The 21599-nt window shown below is 42.5% G+C and carries 17 protein-coding genes; 5 read left to right on the top strand and 12 right to left on the bottom strand.

Going from position 1 to position 21599, the window contains the following annotated elements:
- Positions 1 to 26: 26 nt before the first annotated feature.
- On the bottom strand, positions 27 to 5057 hold the full coding sequence (gene porU2 / locus MMU05_RS05025) for a putative type IX secretion system sortase PorU2 (protein WP_336246848.1): 5031 nt from the start codon (positions 5055 to 5057) through the stop codon (positions 27 to 29).
- Positions 5058 to 5059: 2 nt separating this feature from the next.
- Positions 5060 to 6169 carry a putative type IX sorting system protein PorV2 gene (locus MMU05_RS05020; protein ID WP_241140577.1) on the bottom strand — a complete coding sequence of 370 codons (1110 nt, stop codon included), beginning with the start codon at positions 6167 to 6169 and terminating at the stop codon, positions 5060 to 5062.
- Between the two features lie 393 nt (positions 6170 to 6562).
- Here MMU05_RS05020 and MMU05_RS05015 point away from each other — a divergent pair, with 393 nt between their 5' ends.
- The 3 genes from MMU05_RS05015 (at position 6563) to MMU05_RS05005 (ending at position 10424) form a co-directional block, all read left to right on the top strand.
- Positions 6563 to 6892, top strand: coding sequence for a PadR family transcriptional regulator (locus MMU05_RS05015; protein ID WP_113925352.1), 330 nt, complete (start codon positions 6563 to 6565; stop codon positions 6890 to 6892).
- Between the two features lie 3 nt (positions 6893 to 6895).
- Positions 6896 to 8803, top strand: coding sequence for a PspC domain-containing protein (locus MMU05_RS05010; protein ID WP_241140576.1), 1908 nt, complete (start codon positions 6896 to 6898; stop codon positions 8801 to 8803).
- A gap of 220 nt (positions 8804 to 9023) precedes the next feature.
- Positions 9024 to 10424, top strand: coding sequence for an MBL fold metallo-hydrolase RNA specificity domain-containing protein (locus MMU05_RS05005; RefSeq protein WP_241140575.1), 1401 nt, complete (start codon positions 9024 to 9026; stop codon positions 10422 to 10424).
- 166 nt (positions 10425 to 10590) lie between these two features.
- Here the strand turns inward: MMU05_RS05005 and MMU05_RS05000 are convergent, their stop codons facing one another.
- The 7 genes from MMU05_RS05000 to MMU05_RS04970 all read right to left on the bottom strand — a co-directional run bounded on the left by MMU05_RS05000 (position 10591) and on the right by MMU05_RS04970 (position 17264).
- Complete coding sequence (locus MMU05_RS05000; protein ID WP_418884462.1) at positions 10591 to 11637, bottom strand: amidohydrolase family protein; 1047 nt, start codon at positions 11635 to 11637, stop codon at positions 10591 to 10593.
- Positions 11638 to 11848: 211 nt separating this feature from the next.
- Positions 11849 to 12985 carry a lycopene cyclase family protein gene (locus MMU05_RS04995; protein ID WP_241140573.1) on the bottom strand — a complete coding sequence of 379 codons (1137 nt, stop codon included), beginning with the start codon at positions 12983 to 12985 and terminating at the stop codon, positions 11849 to 11851.
- Positions 12986 to 13008: 23 nt separating this feature from the next.
- The gene (locus MMU05_RS04990; RefSeq protein WP_241140572.1) at positions 13009 to 13464 is read right to left on the bottom strand and encodes a GNAT family N-acetyltransferase; all 456 of its coding nucleotides are present in this window, start codon (positions 13462 to 13464) and stop codon (positions 13009 to 13011) included.
- Positions 13465 to 13508: 44 nt separating this feature from the next.
- Positions 13509 to 15185, bottom strand: coding sequence for a mechanosensitive ion channel family protein (locus tag MMU05_RS04985; RefSeq protein ID WP_241140571.1), 1677 nt, complete (start codon positions 15183 to 15185; stop codon positions 13509 to 13511).
- A gap of 27 nt (positions 15186 to 15212) precedes the next feature.
- Positions 15213 to 15668: a DUF4440 domain-containing protein gene (locus MMU05_RS04980; RefSeq protein ID WP_241140570.1), complete on the bottom strand. Its 456-nt coding sequence runs from the start codon at positions 15666 to 15668 to the stop codon at positions 15213 to 15215.
- A 109-nt stretch (positions 15669 to 15777) separates the two neighbouring features.
- Positions 15778 to 16518, bottom strand: coding sequence for a DUF2490 domain-containing protein (locus MMU05_RS04975; protein ID WP_241140569.1), 741 nt, complete (start codon positions 16516 to 16518; stop codon positions 15778 to 15780).
- A gap of 194 nt (positions 16519 to 16712) precedes the next feature.
- On the bottom strand, positions 16713 to 17264 hold the full coding sequence (locus MMU05_RS04970) for a PorT family protein (protein WP_241140568.1): 552 nt from the start codon (positions 17262 to 17264) through the stop codon (positions 16713 to 16715).
- 260 nt (positions 17265 to 17524) lie between these two features.
- On the opposite strand from MMU05_RS04970, the gene MMU05_RS04965 reads away from it, so the two are divergent.
- A complete protein-coding gene (locus tag MMU05_RS04965; protein ID WP_241140567.1) occupies positions 17525 to 18934 on the top strand; it encodes a sugar porter family MFS transporter in 1410 nt (469 codons plus the stop codon).
- A gap of 115 nt (positions 18935 to 19049) precedes the next feature.
- Positions 19050 to 19550, top strand: a complete 501-nt coding sequence (locus MMU05_RS04960; RefSeq protein WP_241140566.1) for a hypothetical protein — start codon at positions 19050 to 19052, stop codon at positions 19548 to 19550.
- A gap of 258 nt (positions 19551 to 19808) precedes the next feature.
- Here MMU05_RS04960 and MMU05_RS04955 read toward each other — a convergent pair whose 3' ends face one another.
- From MMU05_RS04955 to MMU05_RS04945, 3 genes are read right to left on the bottom strand one after another with little or no spacing between them, the layout of a single operon-like run.
- Positions 19809 to 20753 carry a HipA domain-containing protein gene (locus MMU05_RS04955; RefSeq protein WP_241140565.1) on the bottom strand — a complete coding sequence of 315 codons (945 nt, stop codon included), beginning with the start codon at positions 20751 to 20753 and terminating at the stop codon, positions 19809 to 19811.
- A complete protein-coding gene (locus tag MMU05_RS04950) occupies positions 20746 to 21081 on the bottom strand; it encodes a HipA N-terminal domain-containing protein (protein ID WP_241140564.1) in 336 nt (111 codons plus the stop codon). Before MMU05_RS04950 ends, MMU05_RS04955 begins: the two co-directional genes overlap by 8 nt.
- Positions 21078 to 21281: a helix-turn-helix domain-containing protein gene (locus tag MMU05_RS04945; RefSeq protein ID WP_241125266.1), complete on the bottom strand. Its 204-nt coding sequence runs from the start codon at positions 21279 to 21281 to the stop codon at positions 21078 to 21080. Before MMU05_RS04945 ends, MMU05_RS04950 begins: the two co-directional genes overlap by 4 nt.
- Between the last annotated feature and the right edge of the window lie 318 nt (positions 21282 to 21599).

The following is a 21599-nucleotide window of genomic DNA, read 5'->3' as shown; positions in this document are numbered from 1 at the left end:
TATCGAAAAATCATTTCACCAAATCCTTATCTCAACAAGTACATTTTTCCATAACCTTGTTTGAAGGCTTTGTCTCCTGCCGTACCTCTGAGTTCTACAAATTGTCCGTCTTTGCGGACCAGAACCCGATAGATGTAAACGCCATTGGCCAATTGGTCGCCAAACTCATCCCTGCCATCCCAAGCAAACTCTGTGATGTTGTTACCAATCCTGATGGGACCGATTTCATCCTGAAGGATTTCACGTACTACCCTTCCGGTCACTGTCATGATCTGGATTTTGATCTGATCAGGCACTTCAGAACCTGTCACTGTAAAGACAAATCTGGTGCTGGTGCTGAATGGATTGGGGTAAGGATAGAAGTTGGTGATGGTGGATTCATTGATAACCTCAAAGTTGATCTCGTAAGGTTTGTCGACACCTAGGTCCTCGGTCACTACCCTCAGGGTATAAATGCCATCTTCCAATGGTCCGGGACGGAATTCCACTTTGAAACTACTATTCTCAGTTGCTTCGGTCCAGGTGACCAAAGGAGAAGAAAAATTAATTCTTTCATACTGACAATCCGCACAAGGCTTTTTGAGATATATCTCAAGTCCCAAGGTGTCCTTTTTGAGGATAAGGGACTTGTCATTTTTGAGAATAGAAGTAATCATGACAGTCGGCGAAACGATATCCCCATCGAGGATATATACCCCATCAAAATTAACGTCCAAAATGGCATTGTTTTGATCCGGTGCCACTACAAAGTAGGTCCCAAGATCGATGATGTTGTTTCTGTATGTCTGCTCGAGGATAATTCTTGGATTTGCAAAAACCTCCACCTGGACTTCGCCTCCATTGCCGGTAGAATTAAACTCAATGTTGAATCCGAACTTTTCTCCCGATTTGACAGCAGGAATCTTTTTGGAAAACTTCTCTATTTTCTTGGTTGTGGTGTTGTTGAATTCCCATTGCACGACCAAGGAATCCTGAAAATCCAATTGGGAAATATTCACAAATTCAAAATTGAGGGTAGCAACCTGTCCTTCCTGAAGGTTCAATTTCTCTTCTTTGCCATTGAATATCAATACTCCTTCAGGGACTCCGGTATAATTTACCTGCCATTTGTCAAGGTATGCCGGGGCTGTCGAAAGGGAATCTTGCATGGCATACCTCAGCCTCAGGTATGGAAAAAGGTCTGCATTGACACTGGAAAGGTCTATTTGTCCGTCTTGCACTTCGTTGAAAAGTACCTGTTCATCGCCTGTCGGTCCAACACCGATCACATCAAAATACGCCAGTTCCTCATTGAACCAATCTCTTCCATTGACACTGTTGAAAAATCTCTTCCATTCCGACGAAGGCCCAATCCTTGGTGTCACGATACTTCCCGAAGAAAGGTAGCCCTGCAACTCGGTATCGAATTCAATGATCTGCTGATTTGTCTCCAATTCAATGTTCTGTTGGGAAACGATCTCCACAGCTTCTCCCGGTTTCATCCCTTTCCTTCCGTATAGGATATAAGGATCGCCATTTTGAAGATTTCTGAGCACAGCTTCATTGGCTCCGATTTCTTTCATTTTTTCAAAAACGGCATCAGGCCATTGCTGATAAGTAACATTACCCACAGAGAAAATTACCACATAGTCCCCTTCTTTGAGACCATCGATATAGTCTAGAAGCATTCTTTGCCCAGGTTGGGTAATCCACACATTGCGCACACTTTGTATCACTTGTGGCACCCTACCGCAACTCCTGCCATCCAGGATATCAAATCCCGGAACAGGAATCACCAAGTAAGGTGTCAGAGACCTCTGCTCAAAAGCCACCAAACCCAAAGAACCGTCAGGACAAAGCCTTGAGTTGGCATTGTTTACATTATCAATAATATATGGAACACCCTGCAGGTAAAATTGGGTATTTCTAAATGTCAAGCTATCTGTTTGGTTTCCAAATGTGAATACACCCACATCCAACTTGGTGTCTTTGTATTTCCATTTGCGCTTGACGGGTTCTATTTCAAGGTTGTTGAGCTGATTGATTTCCAATTGGGCAAGCTTCCTTTGTACCCAACCTTGAGGACCATTGGAGATGAAGGTAAAACTCCCTTCAGTCCACTCTTGGCTTTCCCCTTCCCTTGGGTCCAAAAATCTTGACCTCCAATAGAATGTCACCGAGTCTCTTTGGGTCACATTTTGGAACAGGTTCAATTCCCAATTGGCCAAATTAGAGGTTGTAATCCTGGTTTCCCTCCTAATGGCTGAGGAAAAGTTGGCGGCCGTATCTAGCTGTATCACCAGATTTCGGGCTTCCACGGATTTTCCCGGAATCTGGGCAATGAGGTTGATTTCTGCTTCATTGACAATTCCAAAGTTTTCCGGAATCAGGTGAATGGTTCCGCTAAGCGGGATAAATTTGGTTACAGTGATGGCATTGTTACCAAATGTCATCTCCGGAATCACCCTGGTCGGATTGATTTCCAAGGTAAAAATATTGTCCCCAAAGGCTTGGATACCTGTATTTGGAACAGCAAAATGGATGGTATCTTTTCTGTAAACTGCAGGAATCCTGACTGATGGGAAATTGATATTTGTTCCATCAGGCAATCTTCGGGAGATTTTGAATTCGAGGGAATCAACATCTACCCTTCCGATATTTTTTAGGATAAAGGAGAAATCTAAGGAATCGGCAAGGGCATTGAAAGTTTCCCCTTCGAAGCTTCCCAAAGTCACATCAGACTCCAAAACAGAATAATCTGCTTTGTTGGCAGGAAAAAGTCTCACTGCCGGATCCCCCAACATGACTAACTGCTCGGCATGGGAACGGTTGACGGGTGATTGTCCGTATCTGTCAAAAAACCACTTCTCTGCCTCTCTCCTAACCATTCCTACAGGTTGGTAGATAGTCGTGGAATCAGAAAATGCTTTGATATAGAATGCCTCACTGTACCTTCTGAGGTAAACATCCACCCCGATATTTGCATGGGCCATAAAATTCGTGGCACCCTTATTCGGAGTCAGCACCCAATCTTCCCCAAAAGTGTACGCATTTCCAAAGGCATTTCCGGCATCACAGCCATTCAAGAGCAACATGGGATATTTTCCCTTGTTGTTATATCCAATAGTGGGATCTGAGGCAAAACCGATTTCTATGTCTATCAGCGAAGGAGACCCGTGTCCAAAGAAGGTTACCAAACTGGTGCCTCTGTTGATATCACTTGAAATATCAATCAGTTCAATCGTCGAATTGGAGCGTTTGCGGTAAGTAGTAACATTCGCTCCCATGTAGGGGCCTTCGATGATATTTTTGAACCCATTCAGAAAATTGAAATACCTGTTTAGCTCAAAAGCAGATACCCCACCACTGAGATGGACCACTTCTTTTTGCCAATCTTCTGATACACCAAGGGCATCCTTTTCCTTAACCTTATCCAGATAAGCAGCCACCTGTTCGGGATTCCGGGCAGGAATTCTTCCCATCACAATTGCCGCAGTACTGGGGTTTTCGGGATCTAGTCCCATAGAATAATTGTTGTCCGCATAGGGATACCCTGCCGGAGGAATAAGGTCCTGAAACTGGAAAACAGAAGGGTTTTGTCGATAGAAAAAATTGACCCCATTGGCTCTGGCCGTAGAAAAAATCCCCATGGCCCGGCCTATCAGCAACAGATAGTCAGGCTTGTGGATAGGATAATAGGCCTTCAGGAATTCATATACCGCCAAAGGAGTCTTTTCTCCAAAAGTAAACTGATCGTAGAGTTCATCAATATTTACTACCAATGTATCATATCCACCCCCTTGAGGCGAAGCCCTGTGGGCAGCATGCGCCTTGACCGGATCAGCATAGGTGGAAGAAGGTCTCCTCAGTGTTTTGTGGGACAAAATGATATAGTCCGCTTTTTGACCAAGAACATTTCGGAACCTCACCGGTGTCATGGTCGCAATCCTATTGATGTTCAGTTGGTTTTCCACAAAAATCTTGCTTGGGACTCCTGTTGTTCCGGAGACAAAGGAAACTTGGTTTCCGGTCTTGGTTACAGGAACTATGACGGGATTGAGGGGATCCGACACTTCCATAGCAAGATAATCTGAAAGCACATTCCCTATTTGAATCCTGCTGTTTTCAGCCCCGGAAATAAATATTTCTCTGCTAAAATCCCCATCTGCCAAAACCTTTGGATAGGTCAGCCTGAGATAAGCAATGGATACATTGTCAGTAGCCCCTGTCCCGGTGGAAGTTACTCTGATGGCGATGGCTCCTGTGGAGCTAAAATCCGATGGCAACAGTCCGACAACCCGATGGATCGCCTGATAATTTTCATAGTCGTAAGAAGCAATCTGCCTTAAATTACTGGAATTGGGTCCCACACTGATGATGGAGGTATGGGGGCTCGGTGACCTTCCTGTGAGTCCGAGTTCCAACTGCACATTTCCTGCATTGGGCACTTCACCAAGGTCAGCAAGAACCACCGTTCTTGGGTTGGTTTTGGTGATAGCAGCGCTCATCCATCCGCTTCCTTCTTCGAAATCAGTCAGGTAAACTCCCGGACTGTACACTTGTCCAAGGTTATAATTTTCAAAATAGACTACCTGTCTGATGGTTTGGTAATTGGTCTGCAAAGGAATGGAAGCAGTGGGTTCTTCCCTTCTTGCCATCCTTTTGCCACGGGAATCAGGAGATAGGGTCAGAAAAAATGCTGTTGTGTCATTGTGGGTGTTATACATCGTATTTCCCAAATGAGAAGGATCATCGTAAAATTTGAAATCAAGGGTCCCGTCATTCCTTTTACCATAAAAATCTATGTAATCATTTGGATCAAACTTGCCGTCTGCCTCTCCCTGAACAAAGATCGCCACTTCTTCTCCTCGGTGGAAGATGCGGATATTGCGCGGATCGATGACATTGGGATTGAGCCCTGAGGAGGAAAGGGTTGTAAAATTCAACCTGTAAATTCCATCCGTAGAGGTTGGGATTTTGTAATAAGTCCGGGTAAAGTCAATCCATCCACTTTGGCCAAATGCCAAAGTAGAAAAAAGAACAGCCATCACTGAAAAAAAGAATCTTCTTGTCATCATTACTACTCCCAGCCTTTGTTCAACCTAAATCTCTGTTCATGTTCTTTCAAACTCACCTTCACACTGAATACATGTGAATAGGGTGTTTGGGAAATTCCCCCAATATCGGATAACGCGTAGTCAATCTGGAATTTTTCATTCAGAAAAACTCCCAAACCAAAACTTGGCTTCCAAGAGGTATAATAAGTGGCATCAAAATCCTTGATGCGCTGCACATTGCTACCCCCTGCCCTCAAAAAAACCATGTTGCGGTAGGATGCTTCTATCCCCAACCTGGGATCGAAACTGACCAAACCGGTCCTCACAATGGTATTCCTCCGCCCATCGAAAGTAAAATCAAGGTCAAATACACCTTGAACCTTAAATTCCTCATTGATCTCCACGTCTCTCGTCACACTGAATATCGCTCTCGGCAAGGTAAGTTCAATGGAATTGACAGGAATCTGATTGTTGGTCTGAGCATAAATGTCTCTGACCAAGTCTGCATTGTGAAACCACGCATTGAAAGTCGTGGTGATGTCACGAAACATAAATCCAAACCTCCATTGATCCAAAAGAAATATCCCGCCAACATCGAGGCCAAAGCCCCAAGCCTGCGCAAATTTACCCACATTCCTGTGGATCACTTTTCCATTGAAACCGATTTTGAATACGTCACTGACATCCCGGGCATAAGATAGCATCAAAGCATAATCCGCTGCATTGAAAAACTGGATGTTATTGTAATTCAAAGCACCATTGGCATCGTACAAAAATCTGGTGTCAGGAATATCGTCCACCCCAAACCGGATGAGTGACACACCAATCGAATTGTCCATATCAATGCTCGTACTGTATCCGAGGTAATCAAACTTGGCTATGCCGGCAAAATATTCTGCGTGCATCATGGCAAATTCATGCTGATGCCGGATACCGATCAGACCGGCCGGATTCCAATACGCAGCTGTTACATCCCGGACAGAAGATACCTGGGCGCCCCCCATTCCGAGGGCACGGGCGCCAATTCCTATATTCATGAATTCATTGGAATACTTGGGTGCTATTGTCTGGGCATCAAGCTTGGCTACGCTAAAAAACAACAGTATTCCAATAAAACACCTGATAATCACCATTAATCACGTATTAAATTATGATGCAAAGTAAAAATAAATAGTTAAGGAAAAAGCGTCTCAATCAAAAATAAAAAGTGTCCTGAAGCCAAAAACCTGTTCGCAAGCGTACATAAAATTGTCCACTTCAGCCACACCTGTTTTTCCTAAAATCCTTTTTGTATATCAAGTCTAAAAAAAATCCCTTGGTCAAAATTCAGTCAAAAAATGCCTCCAATAAAAAAAAACGAACTTTTTTAATTTTTTTTTAATTTTCCAGTACCTTTTTATACACACAAGTCTTGTAATGCAAGGTACTGTTCAACACTTTGGTACAGTTTTTCTAAAGGTTGATGGGAAAAGGGGTATGTCCAAGCTTTGAAACACACTCCTTGGTAACTAAACCACTCAGAAAAAATGAACGCTTCAAACACCCAGATACAAATGCGAAAAGGACTTCTGGAGTTCTGCATTTTGCATATCATCGCCAGAGGGGAAGTATATGCCTCAGACATGATCGAGGAACTTACCGACGCCAAGATGATCGTAGTGGAAGGTACTTTGTACCCGCTACTCAATAGACTGAAAAATGCCTCTTTGGTTTCCTACAAATGGGTAGAATCTGAATCCGGACCGCCCAGAAAGTATTACTCCATCACAGAAGAAGGATCAAGGTTTTTAGAAACCCTGAATGAAACCTGGGATTCCCTGGTCAATTCAACCCAATTAATCACCTCAAAGAAATAAGCCATGAAAAAGACAATAAGCATCAACATCAGTGGGATCCTGTTTCACATAGAAGAGGATGGTTATACCACATTGAAAAAATACCTTGAATCCATCAACAGGCATTTTTCTCACTACGAAGACAATCAGGAGATCATTTCTGATATCGAAAACAGGATTGCGGAAATTTTCCTCAGCAACCTCAAAAACAACAAGCAGGTCATCACCGCCGAAAATGTAAACAGCCTGATCGAAAAAATGGGTACAATTGCCGATTTTAAGGCAATTGAGGAGGAGTTATCCGACAGTCCTGAAGACAAAAAAGCAGAGGCCAACGAGGAATATGATTACTACAAGCATATCACTCCCCACGAAAATACCAAAGGCTACAAAAAACTCACAAGGCTGGAAAACCGCAAAATCCTCGGAGGTGTATGCGCCGGAATGGCAAATTACCTTTCCATTGATCCGCTTTGGACCAGGTTGGTAGCGATATTGCTGATCTTCAGCGGCAACCTGAAACTCGGAAGTCCGGGTTGGGATTTTCTTCCCTGGAACTTCAATTTCAGCCTTTCTTTCGGATTCTTTGCCATCATCGCCTATATCGTATTGTGGGTAATCCTGCCGGTATCATACGACGAACCTGAGGATAAAAACATCAAGAAGCTCTACCGAAATCCGGACGACAAAACCCTAGGAGGTGTAGCTAGTGGACTGGCAGCCTACTTTGGCATTGAAGTGATCTGGATGAGACTGCTGTTTATCGGGTTGATATTTGCCGGTGGATCAGGATTCGTCATCTATATCATCCTGTGGATTATCACGCCGGTGGCAAAATCAATCACTGAGCGAATTGAAATGAAAGGTGGCGCCATCACTTTGGATAATATTGAAACCACGATTAAGGAAAATCAAAACCCTATCCTTCCAAAAGAAGAAAGTCAGGCAAGGAAAATCCTTTTGGCACCCTTCAGGTTTCTAGGAAAAGTAATCAATGCACTTGGTGAGGCATTGGGACCATTGGGTTCATTCCTTCTAGCTGTCATCCGGGTCTTTTTCGGGTTGATCATATTCATCATCGGTATGTCCATCACGATAGCACCGCTCGCCATGTTGGGGGTTTATTTCGGAATAGCACCGGGAAGTGATGTGTACTTAGGCATCAGAGAGAGCATACCCATGGAATGGATCACTGAAATCGTGCCTACTTGGCTTGCGATCTCCGCAGCTGTAGCCATGCTGATTCCGGGAATCATCATCGTACTTTTAGGTATCTCGGTGCTTGTCAAAAAGAGCATCATCGACGCAAGATTTGGATTGGTGGCATTGGGACTGTGGTTGCTGAGCATTGGGTTATGTGCCTTCCAGATACCACGCGTAGTGGCATCCTTCAAAACCGAAGCAACCCATACAGTAGAACAGACATTGGCCTTTGCACCGGGTACAATAGTCCTCAAATCATTGGATTCGAATGTGGATGGTGGAATATTTGACCTTGTAAAACTTCAGCTTGATGGCACAGATGCCGCTGAACCTATCTTACTTCAAAACTTTGAAGCCAGGGGAAAAAACAAAGCCGATGCCTTGAAAAATGCAGAATCTATCCAATACAGCTACAAAGTCGAAGACTCGACTGTGACCTTTGAAAGGTCTATCAATTTGAATGAATTGGATAAATTCAGGGTGCAAAACCTCAGACTTAACCTGGAGATGCCTTATGACAGGCCATTTGTGATGGACAAATCGATCATTCCGATCATCCAAAACACCATCCACCGCAATGGCTACAAAACAAGGGACATCAATTCCCGCAACCATTGGGTATTTAACGAAAACGGATTGCTGTGCCTTACCTGTAATCAAGCCGGTAAAAAAACTTCTGCCGATAGTCTGTCAAGGGTGAAGTTTGAAGGGGCTTATTTTATGAAGTGATATTGAAATAAAGGACAGAACCAACGACCACCATGGCGGGATACCAACAAGTATCCCGCTATTTTTTTGAATCTATTTGACTTTGCAAAAAGCAGGAGTGGATAAAAAAGCAAAACCCTAAGTGATTAAATACCTGTTTTTTTCTGGGTGTATCTGACAATAATCACTTTCATGCTACAATTAAAATCGTATTTTTATAAAGCAACAAACCCAAAAGAAGATGCAAGTCAAACTCAAATTTTTAGGCGGAGCCAAGACTGTCACAGGCTCTAGGTATTTACTCGAAATCGACCATCTCAAAATCCTTGTGGACTGTGGCCTTTTTCAGGGCATGAAAGAATACAGACTTCGGAATTGGGATAAATTCCCCATGGATCCTTCCCAAATCAACATGGTAATCCTTACCCATGCCCACATTGACCATACGGGGTATTTACCCAAACTGGTCAAGGAAGGTTTTGAAGGTCCTATCTATTGTACCTTCCCTACTATGGAACTCACCAAAATACTATTGTTGGATTCGGCTAAGCTGCAGGAAGAAGAGGCTGCTTATGCACAGAAGAAGGGATATTCCAAACATGAAAAGCCACAGCCGCTTTACAACAGAGAAGATGCTGAAAAGGTATTCCCGCTGCTGCAGCCCGTCTATATGGAGCGCGAGGAACGAATAAACGATCAGATTTCATTCACCTATTTCAATGCCGGCCATATCCTCGGTGCCGCCATCCTCAAAATCAAAGTCAAAGGAGAAAACCAAGAAAAGAAAATTGTCTTTTCCGGAGACTTGGGCAGGTACCATGACCCCATTTTCAATCCTCCGGTAAGGGTTCCCTTTGCAGACATACTCTTAATGGAATCTACCTACGGCAATAGAAAGCAGTCCAATCCAAAGCCTGAAGAGGAACTTGGAAGGGCGATCCGGGAAACATTCCGAAACGGCGGAGTGGCCGTTATTCCTGCCTTTGCGGTGGGAAGGACCCAAATGATCCTGTACTACCTCCACCTGCTCCTACAAAAAGGAAAAATTCCCGATATCCCTATCTACGTCGATAGCCCGATGGCCATTGACGTCACCAAGATGTACAAGGATTTCTCATCCTACCACCGGATATGCCCGGTTTTGGAGGAGGAAGGATGCAATCCCTTCTTGCATAAAAACCTCCATTACTACCAAAGCCAGGAATCCTCCATGTCACTCAATAACCTGAGGGGAGATGCCATCATCATCTCTGCAAGCGGTATGGCGACCGGAGGCAGGATTCTTCACCACCTTTATCATAGGCTTCCCAATGAACAGGATAGCATCATCTTTGTAGGCTATCAAGCCGAAGGAACACGGGGCAGGAGAATTCTTGACGGAGAAGAGACTGTTAGAATGTACGGTATTGATGTTAGAGTAAAGGCAAAAGTATTCTACATCGAAGGACTTTCTGCCCATGCTGACCAAGACGAGTTGGTGGAATGGGCGGAAGGGTTTACCTCTCGACCCAAGAAGGTTTTCCTCATCCATGGGGAAAAGGAAGCTGCCGAAGGATTGGCAGTGCGGCTCAAAGAAGAATTGGATTGGCATCCGATTATCCCTGAATACCTTGAGAGTTTTGAGTTGTTTGAGGGGATTTAAAATTCATAAGGTTACCGGCTTTCTTGCCAGTAATCTGTATTCCTTGATCAAAAGGGACGGAAGACCGAAGACGGAAGTTTGGTGCAGAGATGCAATTAACATAATGCTCTATTTTTGGTAGGTAAAAAATAAATTCCTTTCGCTCCAGAATAATTACCTCAAATTCTCAATCCGGGAAACCACTTTTGTCAATATTGGGGATGATTTTGATGGCGTTTTTGTAGTAAACTTTCTTCAGGACTTCATCCGATAGCCCAAGTCCATACATGCTCCAAAAAGCGTGGTACTTTTTGTAATAGGGGAAATATTCATCTTCGGTTTCCAATACCCGGAAGTAGGTATAGAATTCCTTTTTGTTATAAGCATCTTTCGCAAAAAGGATCCTGTCTTGATATTCGGTAAAAAACCGGTTGGCTCGCTTGGGCTGCCTTCCAAACTCAGCAATCACAGCCCCAATCCCAAAATAAACATTGGGATACATGTCTAGATGCGCACTTGCTTTGTCAAGGTTGTTGGCCATCCAACCCATGTGGGCATTGATGAAAGTGGTTTTTGGATGCTTCTTGAATACATGATGCTGCTCGGCGATAATCTGATCAAAAGGTGCAGGGTCAGTATCGCTTCGCTTCCTTCCCGGATTTAGTTTCAATTCTAACCATCTTTCGTTGTTGGCATCCAAAGGCTGCCAAAAAGCCTCAGGGTCTGCCGCATGGATGATCACAGGAATCCCGAGTTCGCCGCATTTTTTCCATACCGGATCCAAGTCAGGATGGTCTATCGGTACACGGACGCCATTGATATCTTTGGTAGACAAACCAAGGCTTTTATAGATTTTCAATCCATTTGCCCCGTTTTTAACGTCATTCTCCAAATCGGCCACAGCTTTCTCAATCCAACCAGGAGCACCAAATTCCCTGAATGATAAATTGGTAAATACTATAAACCTTCCAGGTGCGACACCATTGAATCTCCGGATCATCGAGTACATGTATTCCTGTCCATCGATGTCTCCGGCCGCTCCCCTACCGCGTCCGCTGAGGTTGACCATGACACCCATATTGAGTTCATTCATTTCCTTGACCAAGATATTGACCCTTTCCTGAGAGACATTCCACTGATGACTATGGATGTCTATAAATGGGAATTTGGCTCTTTTGATCGGGTTTTCAGGCACAACCAATGTCGAAGGAGGATTGTATTCCTCAAAACTCATCTCCTGTCCATAAGAATCAAATCCGACGATGACAAAAGAAAAAAACAAAACTTCGGTAAGAAATTTATTTGTCGACATGTGGAAATGAGATGATTTCATTAGGATATTTTTTAAAAAGTTTAAATATGGATTACTGTCAATCATTTGAAAAGGGTTTTGTGATTATCGGAATTAAAAAACATGATTTCTGTAATTCCATCATTTAAATAAATCAGAAAACCTCTTTTAATGCGGCTTTGAGAAAGGTGGGGATATGGGTGGAGTTCATGACTTTGATGTCAGTCAATAGGTTGGTGTTTTCATCCAGGAAATCAAATACTGTTTTTGGCGGAAGCTTTTCGAAAAGTTCGCTGAAAACACACCAAGCGGGAAAGTTCTTCTCTGACAAAACCCTCAGAAAGATGGAGTCGTAAAGCAGATACTTGTCAAATTTGCTGTCTAATCCCTCCAAGGGGAGTTTGTTATCCCCTAAGTTGGCGGCAATCTTTCTGCATTTCTTTTGGATAAAAGCAAAAGTATAGCCTGTCGAAGCTTTGGTATGACCGCCTGCTGTACCTATATTGATGACATGCCCGCTTTGGGTTTTGGGAATCGGTTCGTTGGTCATCGGGATGACGCCGTACTCCGTTTCTTCAATTTCATAGGAATCCAATTTCAACACCTCACGACAGTATTTTTCTAGGGCGGCCTTATATTCCGCCTCCTCGAGAAGGTTTTCAGAAAAGATGGTATACTCCACCAAGGCTTGGTACTCATTTTTTGGCAACACATACATAAACCTGCAATCCCCCTTTTGGTCAATCCGAAAATCCATCAAAACCGGTCTTTTGGGATCGAAAACGGGCTCCGGACTTTTGACAAACCATCCGGTGAAATGCTGCAGCAAATGGTGTTTGCCTGTAGTCTTTGGAATGCTTACAAAAGCACTGTTGAAAACAAATTTTCCTTCGAAAGTTTGTGTCTGACAAACAACCGATCCGTCAGCATTTATTTCTTTGATATCATCTTGGATGAAGGTGATATTTTTAGACTCTTTTATTTTGTCCAAACAGAATTCATAAAAATCCCTGCTGCGGAGCATTTTGTAGCGATAGGGTTGGATTTCCAAAACTTTGGAAAAAACAGGAGAATGAAAATAAAGCTCATCCCAACTTGCATGCAGAATTTGGTCAAAGGGACTTGGATCCTTTTGCCAAAAACACCAGGTACGGTCATTGCTGTTTTTGACATGTTTATCCAGAATCAAAACCTGCTTGTCTTTGAGCGCGGGTTCTTCCAAAAAATAAAGCGCCAAACTCAGACCTGCCGCTCCTGCTCCTGCGATGATATAGTCAAATTCCTGATTCAATGATGCTTTGATTTATGGGATGGTTATGGTTTGAGTACCTTTTCGAAACAAAGGCTGTTTTCCACACCAATGTACTGACCATAGTTGGGAATGATGCTATAACCGCTTTTTTTGTACAATGCCACAGCTTCCACTTGCCTTATGCCTGTCTCTAGGATACATCTGGAATAACCCAATTCTGCAGCCCAGGTTTCAAGTTCGGCTAGGATTCTTCCTGCTATGCCTTTTCCTCTGTGGGATTCGGAGACAAACATCCGCTTGACTTCCATGGTCCCTTCAGAAAATTCCTTGATGGCACCACAGCCAACAGCCAGTTCATTTTCATACGCAACCGTGACGTATTTGATATTATCAATTTTATTGAATTGATTGTAGAAAGCATGGTCTTCCCCATCAGTGACAGCGAGTCCTGCATCGAGGTACTTGACCAGTCTGATGAAATCAGCGTTTTGGGAGTTGGTACGAACAATAGTAAGCATGTTTGAAAATATTTGACCGCTGTTAGATTCTGAAAGCAAAGGAATCAAATGTCTTTTTTTTGATCCATTTTGACATTAAATACCGGTACCTGATAATCCTGGGGAAGGTAATTGGCAGGAATGGTAGTCATATTCCCATCCCTTGCCGCGCGGTAATGCGGCGACATGATTTCTATTCCTCTTTCGAAAAATACATCCTGGATATTTTGGTGCAGTTCTGAGTATACCCTTGCCATTCCTATAGATTCCCTTGAGTAGGCATTTATTTGGTAGGAAACATAGAAATCATCTAAACTTGTCTGAAATACGAAAGGGGATGGTTCTTTCAATAACATATCAGTCCTAGAAGCAGCTTCTATCAAAGCTGCGTGCGTCTCCCTCCATGGGACATCGTAGCCGATGGTCACCGTGGTATTAATGATCAGTCCCTCAGTTTTGGCCAAAGTGGTATAATTGATAGTGTTCCCCCCAAGTACGGAAGAATTGGGTACGGTGATTTCCTCGTTTTTGATGGTGCGGATCCTGGTAACCAAAAGTGTCTTTTCCAACACTATCCCTGTAATATCCCCAATTTTGATCCTATCTCCGATTTTGAAAGGACGCATGTAAGTGATCACCAATCCTGCCACCATATTGGCTATGGCGGTGGAAGAGCCTAGGGAAAAAAGCACCCCTATAAAAACCGAAACTCCTCTGAAAACATTGGAATCTGAACCCGGCAAATGGGGGAAAATCAGCACCAAAGTGAATGCATATAACAGTACCCTGACAATGCCGTAGGTAGGCATGGCCCAATCCGAATGGAATCCGGAAAATTTTAGTTTCTCTGCTTCAATTTCTAAGAAAACATACCTGACAAAAAGGATGAAATAATGCATCACTACAGAAATCACCAAAATGGTTACCAAGTTTGGCAGGTAATCCCAGACCGCAAGGAAAATCGACCTGAAAGGGGACCAAACCAATCCCAACAAAGCAGCAGCCCATCCTCTCGTAAGTGGGAAAATACTGAACCCAATGGATAAGACCGCATACCCTAGGACAACGAAAAAAAACAACCTGACTCCCTTCAGGAAAACAAGAATAGCCCTCAATTCTTGTTCTGCAGTCAAAAATGTATAATCCTTATAAGTAAGGTTTTTGAGAAACCTATCCCGGTGTTTTCTCAGGTATTTAAGGACAGCCGAATAGCCTTTATTGATAAGCCAATACAGTAGAAAGGCAACCAAAAACATGATAAAGGTATACAATACCCTAAACAGGATTTTGCTCAATTTTTGCTCCTCGAGGGCATTTTTGACCGATTGTGAAATTCTCCTCTTTGCCTCTTCAGCAATTTCATTGAGACCCAAATCATAGATTGCGGCATCAGGAGGTGATACACTTGTCACTATAATATCACGATAAACCAAGTCGACTGTATTTTCGGATTGGACAATGGTCAAGGAATCCACACTGAAATTAGGATCTTCATATAATCTCCTGATTTTTTCAGTTATATGCTTGGCCCTTTCACTTGGAGTGGAAGCGCCCATCTTGATATAAACATAGAAAATGGTGTCATTCATGACGCCCAAAACAGGGAATCCTTGGATTCCCTTTCGCATCCCTTCCCTATCCACAGCCGTACTGTCACTTTGGGAAAAAGCAGCCAACCCAAACAGGTGAAAAACCAAAACAAAAAAGGAGCCTCTCAGAACAATCTTGTTGAATCTAGTCATTTGGAAATTTACAAAATATCAAAACATTTATTGAGTAGTCGGAAGCATATTCCTGATGGCGGAGATTTTCCATTTACCTTTTTCCCTGACCACGAAAAAGGTGCTCCACATTTTTCGGATAGAGCCATCCCCACTTTCAATCTGATACCTCGCATCTACAATTCCGACCTCAGGATGGAGCAATCGGCACTTTTCTACTGTCAAAGTCCTTGCGCCCACATTGGTGGTTGAACTCCGCTGCATTCCTTCAACGGCCTTGGAGATTCCCTCCCTCCATTCTCCTGATGAAACCAATTGGTCCACGTCTGCTGTCAGAATTGATTTTAGCAAAACCGTGTCATTTTTGTCCCTTGCTTCCGAATAGGAGCCAATCAAAGCCACGAGTTCACTTTTGGTTTTCTCAGTCAACTTGGTGTTTTGGGCCACCAAAAATGAACTGCAGGAAAACTGGATCAAGAAAATCAGGAAAAATAACTTTTTCATAAAACTGGAAAGAGGATAACTGAAACTGTGCTGAGGTTACCTTTGGTCTGATGAAGGCAGAATCAATTTCAATTTATGAAATTTATGCTGATTCCGGGAATATCCCGCCTTATCTCTTTTTGCGGTAATCCAAATTATGAAATGCCGTCAACCTGATGGAATGAATGTCCTCCACTTTATCCAATACCGGCTGGTATTGCATGATCAATTGGTACAATATCGCCAAGTCAAATTTGCGGTTAGGAGAAATAACTATGCCTGCCAAAGTCCTGTTTTGATTGAACATTTGACTGCTTATGATATCTCCCGAATGAAACATGATTTCATTGGCTGCCTGCCAACTGAGTTGAAAACCGTCAGGTGTCTTTGGCGGAAGTAATAAACCCTGCAATTGGATCATGTACCTCGCTCTTGTGGTATAGGCATAGATGGGCTCAGTAGAAGGGAACCGGATCAATTCCTGTCTAAACCGCTGCTCAAGTCTAAACCTGTGTATCAATTGAAATTTGGATTTTTGAATAGTCCACTGTGCCTGCTGCCATAATCTGTGCTCAGGCAGCCAATTGATATCAAGGTCAGAAACGTAAGTCCCAAACCAAGCATATCCCGCAGTGACTCTCAATCTGCTATTTACAAAGTAATTGGCTCCGACCCGGCCTGCTGTAAGTGTGGAATTAAATGGAAAAAATCCCCGTGTCCTATAATTGACATCGAAAGTATACCCCCATTTTTCAGAAAGTCTGGTTTGGTTGTTATAAGTTAGCCAAAGTTGGGTATCTCCCTGAGAAAACGCAAAGCCTGCTTTCAACACCGTCACCCCAAAAAATATCAACATCACTACTTTTTTCATAAGCTAAGAAATGGTTATCAAAAGGATTTTTTGCAAGCATTCATTACAAATAAAACAAAATCTCCAATATCTCAACCCGACAAATATGTCAATTTCAAACGCAATATCATAACTCTGTATGTGCAGGGATAGAAAACAAAAAAGGAAGAAAAACTCTTCCTTTTTTCACTAAAAACCAAAGTATTTAATGCAGCCTAAAACCCAAAAGCAGCACCTATTTGCAGGTAAGAATTCTTGTTGCCGTTGTTGACATCCATAAATCCGTGGTGGTACCTTGCTTCTATATCAATGATAAACAGCCTGAATCCTACCCCTATGTGGACAGGCAAATCAAAAGAGCTGGTTCTGTTGGTATCATTCAAGACACTCTGACTATTTACTTCATATTTTTCCCCGATTTTAATATTGGCATTGACACCACCTTGGGCATATAGAGGTCCAAGTTTTGCCCTGAGCCCAAAAGGAATGCTGAGGTAATTGATACTTCTAAAATTGGCGTCATTGGTTCTGTGTCCGTTTTGCATGTATTCCAATCCGGTATTCAGTCTGAGCAAATCACCTACTCCAAGCTTGATGTTTTTATATGCACCCAAGTAATAATGGCCCAAATTACCTCCGACCTGATTCCCGCTGTTGGTGGTACTCGCCGTCTGATATCCTGCCCTCACTCCAATTCCCTGCGCATTCACCTCTATTTGCATAAATACAAAACCTACAAACAAAGCCGCAAAAAGAAATACTTTCATGTTACTGATTTTTCAAAATTTTTCACCTACTCTATTGGCTTTTCGGTTTCCGCCCATAATTCCGATCAATTTATTGATAATTGAAATCATTCAAAAAAATAAAGCCAACTTTTCCTGTTTACCTTCTGATTTGTTTGCCTGACTTGGGTTTTTCACAAATAAATACCTGTTTCACTGTTTTATTTCAGCCTTTTTCCACCTAACCCGCGTTGCAAATTCGCCTCAGCATCTTAAATTGGAATTCCCAAACCCAAACCACCATGGACCAAAAAATCAGCTACAACCAAACTTACATCTGGCTTATCAGCATGACTGCCGCTCTGGGCGGTTTTCTTTTTGGCTATGATTGGGTAGTGATCGGAGGAGCCAAACCTTTTTATGAACCTTATTTCAACATCACTTCTCCTGCTGACCAAGGTTGGGGGACAAGTTCCGCGCTCATCGGCTGTATGGCTGGCGCCATTCTATGTATTGTATTGAGTGATAAGTTTGGAAGAAAAAAACTCCTGATTTTTTCAGGGCTGCTCTTTTCGGTATCGGCTATCGGAACAGCACTTGGAGACACTTTCTGGTGGTTCAATTTATACCGTATCGTAGGAGGTGTTGCTATGGGAATTGCTCTCAACCTTTCACCGCTTTACATCGCAGAAGTGGCACCACCTGAGAAGCGGGGCATGTTTGTCACCTTGATGCAGCTTTTGGTGATGGTTGGCGTGCTATTGGCGCAGGTTGTCAACTGGCAGATTTCACTTTTAGATAATTCTCTGCCCGACAATCCGGATTTTGCGACACTGGCAGCAAGCTGGAGCGGACAATATGGTTGGAGGTGGATGTTCGGAGTGGAAGCCATTCCCGCATTGTTGTTTTTTGGATTGATGTTTTTTGTGCCCGAAAGCGCAAGATGGCTTGTCAAAAACAACCAAGAGACCAAAGCAAGAAAGATTCTGGAAAAAATCGGAGGAACCTTCTACGCAGACCTTGCCATCACCGAAATCAAATCCACGGTGGATGAGGAGAGCCTTGCCAAAGTCAATTTCAAAGAACTTCTCAACAAAAGAATCATCCGGCTATTGGGAATCGGGATATTCCTTTCCTTTCTCCAACAATGGAGCGGACTGAATGTGGTGATTTATTACGCTGCGGATATCTTTCAGGCGGCGGGCTATAACCTCAAGCAAATGATGCTCAATATCGTCGTGATCGGTGGGGTAATGGTACTTTCGGTTTTCATTACCATTTTTACCGTTGACCGATTTGGGAGAAAAAAGCTTCTCCTGATTGGAACATCCGCCATGGCCATAATCTATTCCTTTATCGGCTATTCTTTTTTTGTCGGGCAAGGCGGATTGGTGATCGTATTTCTGGTACTGGCAAATGTGATGTTTTATTCCTTCACCCTAGCACCGTTACTTTGGGTGGTTTTGTCCGAGATATTTCCTACAAGGATCCGTGGGGCAGCGATTTCCATTGCGGCCTTGGCACATTGGGTGGGAAATTTTTCACTGACTTACACCTTTCCCACGATCAAAGAAAACCTGGGTTGGGCCAATAACTTTTGGCTGTATGGCGCTATTTGTGCTTTTGGATTTGTGGTGATCTACTTTGTCCTGCCTGAGACCAAAGGGAAAACCTTGGAGCAGATCGAAAAGGATTTGATTGGGAAAAAATAAGGTTAATTTGGCTATCAAAGTCTCTTCTCTACAATTCCGCTAAAATTCCCTGCACTCCATATACACCGAAAGACAACAATCCTTATTTTAGGTGAAAACTTTTAAAAACCGGAATATGAAAACCCAAAAACCATTCAATCACCTCAAAGGAATCATTCATGGCATCAGCAGCGACGGGAGAATCACCCGAGGTGAATTCACCGAAATGAAACTATGGTGCCAAGCCCATCAGGAACTTTGTGCGGAATCCCCCTTCAAAGAATTCTTTGCCGAGGTAAAAACAATTCTAGATGGCGGCAAGATGACATCTGAGGAAATCATGGAGCTAAAGGCTATTCTCAAAAAGTATGAAACTGAGCTTAGCGTTTCTGAAAGTACAGAGGCCAAAATCCATTTTCTTCAGGGAATCTGTTATGGCATATTAGGCGACGAGGAGATCAATAAGTATGAAGTCACTGTTCTGAAAAAGTGGCTGGAGGAGAATGATTCTGTACTTGGCCGATCCCCATTCAAAGAAATGCATGTTTTGTTGTCAAGAGTGATGGAAGACGGTAAAGTTGATATCGAAGAAGAAAAAGAGCTTAAAAAATACTTTTTGGAAGTGCTGAAAATGTAAAGTTTCGGCTACCAAAAAGCTGTTAAAGAACTTTGGGTTGCCTTTTTCTGAATAGTCTTATCGCCATCAAGACGAGTTAGCTTTCTTTTTTCGGTCCGCGAAATTGCTTGGGTTTAAGGTTTTGGGCAGCAAGATCCACTATTTCGGTGATGCGGTTTTGCCGGATTTCACGTCTTTTTTGGAATTCTTCTGCCTATCATGGGTCAATGTTCTTCAAAAAGCCCGGGATCGAAGGCAAAATCATGAATCCTAATTGGATCAATGACTCATCAAATTTAACCTCTCCTTAACCAGTTCTTTGTATTTTGTTTTATTACTGTCTGTCAAAAAGGAATTCTCAATAAGTTGGAGTGCTCTTGGAAACCAATTTCCCAATCTTTTATATACAGCTTGGATTTGTTTTTCATTCAAATTAAGAACTGACCCAAAACGGTCAAAATACCCTTTATTGAAATTTCTTTTTTTACCTCCCATGAGCAAGGCGGTATCTTCGGGATCTTTTGGAAGGATGATTTTTACATTTAAAAGATCATAAGCCGGTGACAACACCCATCCTATATCTGTCAAAAGCATTGAAAAATTTTTTAAATGCATGTCATTATTGCCTATTACAAAGTTGAAAACCGTCAGTTCAAAAAAGCGGAGTTTATCCATCAAAGTATTAGCAGATAATTCTCCAATTGTTTTGCCAAGATTCTCCATGGTTCCCATATACTTGTCCTCCAACTCCATGATTTGCAAAAAGTCAATCATATGGATTTTGGTGTCCTCTTTTCGGTCGATGCGTTTGGTGATGTAGCACAATTCACCTGAAGCTAACCGAATCATATTGGTGGGAACAACATCGATTTTGAAAAGTTCTGCCAATTTCATGGACAAATGTTCATTTTCAGGCATCTGTTCATATTGGATATTTTGTGGTTTCAAAATATAGGAACCCTCGAATGCATCCATTATAGTCAACCGTCCATTATAGCCATTCTCCAACCTGCTTTTGATCCAACCAAGCGATAACTTGGGTTGTACTCCGGGAACCGTCACTGACAATTCCACTGCATCCTTAGCCAATTGTTCTATTTCCTCAAAACGATAAGGCAAGGCCGGTGCAGATTTTGTTCCGTAAAAAGCTTTGATACATTTAGGATGATAATCCCCGATATCATTTGCCTCCAATTCCCTGTAGCAATAAAGACACTTAGACATCTTGATTTTCAGGTATAGTGTGAACACTCACAGCTCCAACTGTATTTTGACAACATGCCAAAAGCAAACCCATACGGTCGTTTTTATTGATTTTCCAACTTTCTGACGCAATGCTCAATAGCCAACCTTCTGGAATCAAACCATCGAAAAAAGGAAATAACCTATTACTCTGATAAGGTTGAGTTCTCACAGGCATTTTGAAGGTAATGAACCTATCAGGATGGCTTTGAATATATCGTTCGTCATATACAAACTCATATTCTCCCGTATCCAATTCCTTCAGTATTCCCGCCTGGATATTATTGTATTTGATTAAGGCCTGTCTCATGGTAATTTCTCATTAACAGGACCCAATACATGACCAAACATCTGCAAGACCTGATTTACTTTGGACATGCTAAGATTGTCTTTTCCTTGCTCGATCTTTCTGATGACAGTCAAGGCAACACCGGATTTCATTGCCAATTCCTCTTGGGTAAGTTTGGAAAGTTTTCGTCTACTTTTGACAAATTCGGAAATTGAGTTCATTTCTATATGTATTTGCATACAAAAATAGATAATTTTATCAAATTATATGCAATAAGATATAATTTGTTAGATTTTATTGAAATTATATGCAATTAGATATAATTTCAAGGAATCTAAAATCTCTGTTTTATGCATGTTCGGAATGATGCCAGTGAAAGCGTTAATGCAAAGTAATTAAATGTTGGAGACTGAGGTGTCCGGAACATCGGTCTTCCGACTTCGGTCTTCCGTCCCGACTGAAGTAGATTATTGGGTAACTGGCAATGAAGCGAATATCCAATACTTCAGTTTTTACCTCAAAAAAGTCCATATTCCACT

This window comes from Cognataquiflexum rubidum (assembly GCF_022538115.1).
Classification (GTDB): Bacteria; Bacteroidota; Bacteroidia; order Cytophagales; family Cyclobacteriaceae; genus Cognataquiflexum; species Cognataquiflexum rubidum.
The sequence above is the reverse complement of the archived record's forward strand: the minus strand, read 5'-3'. Positions and strand labels throughout refer to the sequence as shown.

Bases quoted from the DNA above. Each gene is read 5' to 3' on its own strand.
- porU2 (WP_336246848.1), bottom strand. From the start codon at position 5,057: ATGATGACAAGAAGATTCTTTTTTTCAGTGATGGCTGTTCTTTTTTCT.
- MMU05_RS05020 (WP_241140577.1), bottom strand. From the start codon at position 6,169: ATGGTGATTATCAGGTGTTTTATTGGAATACTGTTGTTTTTTAGCGTA.
- MMU05_RS05015 (WP_113925352.1), top strand. From the start codon at position 6,563: ATGAACGCTTCAAACACCCAGATACAAATGCGAAAAGGACTTCTGGAG.
- MMU05_RS05010 (WP_241140576.1), top strand. From the start codon at position 6,896: ATGAAAAAGACAATAAGCATCAACATCAGTGGGATCCTGTTTCACATA.
- MMU05_RS05005 (WP_241140575.1), top strand. From the start codon at position 9,024: ATGCAAGTCAAACTCAAATTTTTAGGCGGAGCCAAGACTGTCACAGGC.
- MMU05_RS05000 (WP_418884462.1), bottom strand. From the start codon at position 11,637: ATGAGTTTTGAGGAATACAATCCTCCTTCGACATTGGTTGTGCCTGAA.
- MMU05_RS04990 (WP_241140572.1), bottom strand. From the start codon at position 13,464: ATGCTTACTATTGTTCGTACCAACTCCCAAAACGCTGATTTCATCAGA.
- MMU05_RS04985 (WP_241140571.1), bottom strand. From the start codon at position 15,185: ATGACTAGATTCAACAAGATTGTTCTGAGAGGCTCCTTTTTTGTTTTG.
- MMU05_RS04980 (WP_241140570.1), bottom strand. From the start codon at position 15,668: ATGAAAAAGTTATTTTTCCTGATTTTCTTGATCCAGTTTTCCTGCAGT.
- MMU05_RS04975 (WP_241140569.1), bottom strand. From the start codon at position 16,518: ATGAAAAAAGTAGTGATGTTGATATTTTTTGGGGTGACGGTGTTGAAA.
- MMU05_RS04970 (WP_241140568.1), bottom strand. From the start codon at position 17,264: ATGAAAGTATTTCTTTTTGCGGCTTTGTTTGTAGGTTTTGTATTTATG.
- MMU05_RS04965 (WP_241140567.1), top strand. From the start codon at position 17,525: ATGGACCAAAAAATCAGCTACAACCAAACTTACATCTGGCTTATCAGC.
- MMU05_RS04960 (WP_241140566.1), top strand. From the start codon at position 19,050: ATGAAAACCCAAAAACCATTCAATCACCTCAAAGGAATCATTCATGGC.
- MMU05_RS04955 (WP_241140565.1), bottom strand. From the start codon at position 20,753: ATGTCTAAGTGTCTTTATTGCTACAGGGAATTGGAGGCAAATGATATC.
- MMU05_RS04950 (WP_241140564.1), bottom strand. From the start codon at position 21,081: ATGAGACAGGCCTTAATCAAATACAATAATATCCAGGCGGGAATACTG.
- MMU05_RS04945 (WP_241125266.1), bottom strand. From the start codon at position 21,281: ATGAACTCAATTTCCGAATTTGTCAAAAGTAGACGAAAACTTTCCAAA.